Source organism: Candidatus Desulfatibia sp., from assembly GCF_036446775.1.
Classification (GTDB): domain Bacteria; phylum Desulfobacterota; class Desulfobacteria; order Desulfobacterales; family UBA11574; genus Desulfatibia_A.
In genome coordinates this window covers 1-4,477 of record NZ_JAZFTO010000088.1, presented here as the reverse complement: position 1 = coordinate 4,477, position 4,477 = coordinate 1, and the positions used below count along the sequence as shown (strand labels likewise).

The following is a 4,477-nucleotide window of genomic DNA, read 5'->3' as shown; positions in this document are numbered from 1 at the left end:
ACAATAATGGAGACAGAACAAGTATGAGAAAAATTAAAAGAAATTTCTTCATTTTCGAAAAACCAATGGTGAGCAAAGTGAACCAAGTTGTACCTTGAAATTATAACATGATTAACCATTAATGAAAAGTGATTCGCTTGCATCGATTTAGCACTTGAAAGCACATTAACTTTAACTTATACTCTATAACTTCAGACCTCGTCATTCACCAAATAAAAATGACCGTAGACCGTTATATACTGCGGGATCTCACAAAAATTGGGCATCCGGTCGGTCTGGGTTAGGAGGTTCAGGGTTCAGGGTTCAGGGTTCAGCCTGCGACGAGCCCTTCGGCTGTGAGCTCAGGGTCGAACGGCTCATCCGAGTCGGGTTAATCGCTTCGCGATTTTTTCCTATACCATTGATTCCATAGGGGTAATTAAATGAGGTGATTAACCTCTGAACCTTTGAACATTGAACCTTTGAACCCAACACTTTGATTAGAAATGGAGCGTTTTGTACAAAAATTTCCCCGTAATCTTTCATTATTTACGAAGTCTGATTTTACAAAGCATCTTCTACGAAAGGAGAGTACCATGAGAAAAGCACGGTTGTTTACGATAGTTGTTGCGGTCTTGATGGGTATGTCCATTCCAGTCATGGCGTTTGAGGTCGGCGTCAGGGGGTATTACTGGTTTCCCGGTCTGAGCGGCGATCTTAGGGTTGACGGCAACGGCGTTACCGGCACCACCCTTGACCTGGAGAACGATCTGGGGATGGAGAATAAATCCTATCCTGTCATCGAAATCTTTGGCGGGCTTGGGAATCATCATCTTAGCTTTTCCTACTACAGTGTAGATTATGAAGGCAGCAAAACTCTTAACAAGACCATTAATTTTAACGGGGTGACTTATACTGCCAATACCCTGGTCAATACCAGTCTGGAATATGATGTTTACGACTTCATGTACCAGTATGACCTGCTGGACATGGAAAACATTTTAGCCGGGTTTTCTCTGGGCCTTGTGGGCAAGGTCAAACTCTTCGACGGCAACGTCAGTGTTAAGTCCACTACTCTAAGCACCAACCAAGATTTTACCGCCCCGATACCCATGCTGGGCCTTAATCTCCATATGGGTATTCTGCTCGACATTCTGGAAGCCCGCCTGCTGGTTACCGGTATCGGTTACGGCGACGGCACAATTTTTGACAGCCAGGCCGATGTTTCCTATACACCGTTTCCCTTTCTCGACATCCACGGGGGCTATCGTCTCTTTACCATTGACATTGATACCGACGACGTGCAAGCAGATTATAGCACCTCCGGCCCTTATATGGCCATTACTATAAGCTTTTAGACCTTTACACTTATAAAAACGCCTCGCTTTATCCGTTTTGCCTGTAGTATGCCGAACCATGTCTCTACTTGGTTCATCCACAAACATGATGAATTCGACTTTTCACGAATTCATCATAGTTAATGGAGCAATATCTATGAAAAAGGCTATTATAAAAGGGACCGGACGCTACCTGCCGCCCCGCGTTGTCACAAATCATGATCTTGAGCAATGGATGGACACATCGGATGAATGGATCCGGCAGCGTACCGGGATCGAAAAACGGCACTGGGTTCCTGAAGACGGCGGAGTCGGGCCTTCGGACCTAGGTTTTGAAGCTGCAAAAATAGCCTTGGAGCGGGCAGGGTGGACGCCTGAAGATATCGATCTCATCATTTTCGGGACCATGAGTCCGGATATTTATTTTCCGGGCTCAGGGTGTCTTCTGCAGCACAAACTGGGGCTGGCAACGACCCCGGCTCTCGATATCCGTCAGCAATGCACCAGTTTTGTTTACGGCCTGGAAATGACGGATGCCTTTATTCGCAGCGGTTATTACAACCGCATCCTGTTTGTCTGTGCTGAAGTCCAGAGTACCGCCATCGATATTTCAACCCGGGGACGGGACGTTTCGGTAATATTCGGTGATGGTGCCGGGGCCGTCTGCCTGGAAGGCGTTGAAACAGAGGATGTGGGTATTCTGGCCACTAATCTGCATGCCCAGGGGGAGCTTGCGAACATTTTGACGGTGGAATTGCCGTCACCCAAACTGAACCCCTGGATAACCGCAGAGATGATCAGTCAAGGTCGCCATTATCCGCACATGGACGGCAAATTAGTATTCAAAACTGCCGTCAGAAGGCTGCCACAGGTTGCAAAATCTACCATGAAAAAGGCCGGTCTTTCCATTGATGACATCGACCTTTTTATTCCGCATCAGGCTAACCTTCGCATTAACCAGGCTTTTGCCAAAGCCATGAATTTGCCTGAAGAAAAAGTTTTTCATAATATCCAGCGCTATGGCAATACAACCGCGGCAAGCATACCGATTGCCCTGGACGAAGCCATTGAGAAAAACCTGATCGGCAACGGAAGCACCGTTGTTTTTCTGGCGCTGGGTGCCGGATTGACCTGGGGTGCGGTTATTTATCGGTTTGAACAGTAAGTTACACCCAAATTGTGCCAAAACACAATTAGGGAGGTGTTATGTTGGTGCACACTGTTCTTGTGAAGATCTGCAATCTTCAGCGAGAAAGTTATAAATATCGGTGATAATCGATTCTGATATGTTCGCCATGGCTGCGCTCATGGCCGCGGCCAGGGCTCGCGGATTCTTTTGACGGCATGCTTTGCGTGCATTGTAACTTTTTTGAAACAGGATCCTATTGCTGATATCGGTCTCGTTATTGACTATCAAGGTTATACTTACCGAAAGCACGGCTTCCCAATAATCCTTGCCATCGTGCTCGTAAAACTCATCGACCGTACCCTGGAGAATGAGGGAGGCTAATAAGCCGTTATTGGGGGCAGCTACCGCCTTAAAAACCAATGACTGCCGGAGATCTCTTGCCAAAAAATGACTGACCAAATCTCCGGGGTTGGCCCGCCACATGTGATAGGTATAGGCATCTCGCGTAAAAGGTCGCTGCCGGTAAATTATTTTACTGGTGTTGTAAACCGGTGCCACCTGGAACCGTTCTATCTGCAAGACCAACGGAAAAGTGTGTAAATTTGCAATGCTGGGAGCATCATATTCCAGGGTGTAATAGTCAATTTTTTTATAAGGATGTTTTCCACTTAGACATCCTCCAAGCAGAAGAGCAATGCAACCCAAAAGAATGAATTTTTTCCCGATGTCATTCATAACGCTCCTAAAAAAGAGGTAATAGTTCAGCCACCAAGCCACCAAGCCTCTAAGATTATAATACTAATTTAAATTGTCCGGTTCAACCGATCTCGCCGGGGGAGGTTCACCAAAAATAAGTTGCGAAGGTTGATCGCTGACGCGCTGGAGTAAGTTGTTCAACTCCCCGGTAGCATTTTCAAGGTTCTGCAAGGATGCATTCAATTGCTGCTGAAAACTGTAAAGGCCGTCATCGGTATCTTTGACCAAGGCAGCACCATTTGCCAGCAATCTGTCCGCGTTTTCCATGGAACGTCTTAATCCGGAAATCGCTGCGGCAATTTCCTTTTTGTTTTCGGCTACCACACTGTAAATACTGGAAACGGTGCGGTTGGTATTATCAACAAGAGAGCTAAATGACGCCCTCGTCTTCTCAACAGAATCCATGGTTTTGTTTACTTTGTCGAGGGATGAACGCATATCTGATGACAAGCTTTTGAGCTGCAGGTCTTTAACAGCCTGGTTTGTAGTATCAAGAGTCGCTTCCAGTTTAGAGGATATACGGCCAAAGTTGAGGGCTTTGAACTGACTGACAACATCATCAATTCCTTGCAACAACTTTTTGATTCCAGATGGTTTTGTTGCCACAATCGGATATTTAGTAGAAAAATTGATCGGGGGAGCAAGGTCAGGTTCGTTTGCTTTTTTACGTTCAAGCTCAACAAACATTATTCCGGTGATACCGATTGACTTAAGTTGAGCCACTACATCTCCGCGATGTTCTTCCGGTTTCAAGCCTTCTTCGATTTTCATTACTACCTCAATCAAAGTGGCATCCGGTGCTACTTTAATGCTCTCGACCCGGCCGATGGGCACACCCCGATATTTAACCGGGGAATCCTTGTCAAGTCCCTGGACGGATTCGTCAAAGTAGGCTACATAACGAAGCCCCTTTTCAAAATAGCTGGACGTCCCCAGCCATATGATGGCGGTGGTGGCAATGGCAAACCCCATAAGTACAAAAATACCCACCAGCAGCTTTGTTTTAATAGAGGCTATCATCCAGTTACCGCTCTTTATTCCGCTTTGGCCCTTCGGTTGAAAAACTGTCGAACGTTCCGGTTTTGACTGTGCTCTTTAAGATATACGGGATCTCCCTGGGCAATGATCCCCTTTGTATGTTTATCCAGCATGATCACCCGCTGCGCAACACTAAAAATACTGTCGAGTTCATGCGTAACGATTACCACGGTTGTGCCGATGTTTTTATTCAGTTTAACGATCAATTCATCTACTTCAGCCGACATAACAGGATCCA

The 4,477-nt window shown here is 46.1% G+C and carries 4 protein-coding genes and 1 pseudogene; 2 read left to right on the top strand and 3 right to left on the bottom strand.

Annotation, left to right across the window (positions count from 1 at the left end):
• Window positions 1-575: 575 nt before the first annotated feature.
• Both V3S16_RS04030 and V3S16_RS04025 read left to right on the top strand, forming a co-directional pair.
• Window positions 576-1,337 carry a hypothetical protein gene (locus tag V3S16_RS04030; RefSeq protein ID WP_413883392.1) on the top strand — a complete coding sequence of 254 codons (762 nt, stop codon included), beginning with the start codon at window positions 576-578 and terminating at the stop codon, window positions 1,335-1,337.
• Window positions 1,338-1,473: 136 nt separating this feature from the next.
• The gene (locus V3S16_RS04025) at window positions 1,474-2,481 is read left to right on the top strand and encodes a 3-oxoacyl-ACP synthase III family protein (protein WP_413883391.1); all 1,008 of its coding nucleotides are present in this window, start codon (window positions 1,474-1,476) and stop codon (window positions 2,479-2,481) included.
• A 39-nt stretch (window positions 2,482-2,520) separates the two neighbouring features.
• On the opposite strand, the gene V3S16_RS04020 is transcribed toward V3S16_RS04025, so the two are convergent.
• The 3 genes and pseudogenes from V3S16_RS04020 to V3S16_RS04010 all read right to left on the bottom strand — a co-directional run.
• A complete protein-coding gene (locus V3S16_RS04020; RefSeq protein ID WP_413883390.1) occupies window positions 2,521-3,180 on the bottom strand; it encodes an ABC-type transport auxiliary lipoprotein family protein in 660 nt (219 codons plus the stop codon).
• Between the two features lie 63 nt (window positions 3,181-3,243).
• Window positions 3,244-4,221: an MlaD family protein gene (locus tag V3S16_RS04015; RefSeq protein WP_413883389.1), complete on the bottom strand. Its 978-nt coding sequence runs from the start codon at window positions 4,219-4,221 to the stop codon at window positions 3,244-3,246.
• 14 nt (window positions 4,222-4,235) lie between these two features.
• Window positions 4,236-4,477 (bottom strand): annotated as a pseudogene (locus tag V3S16_RS04010) (polyamine ABC transporter ATP-binding protein); the annotation flags it as partial.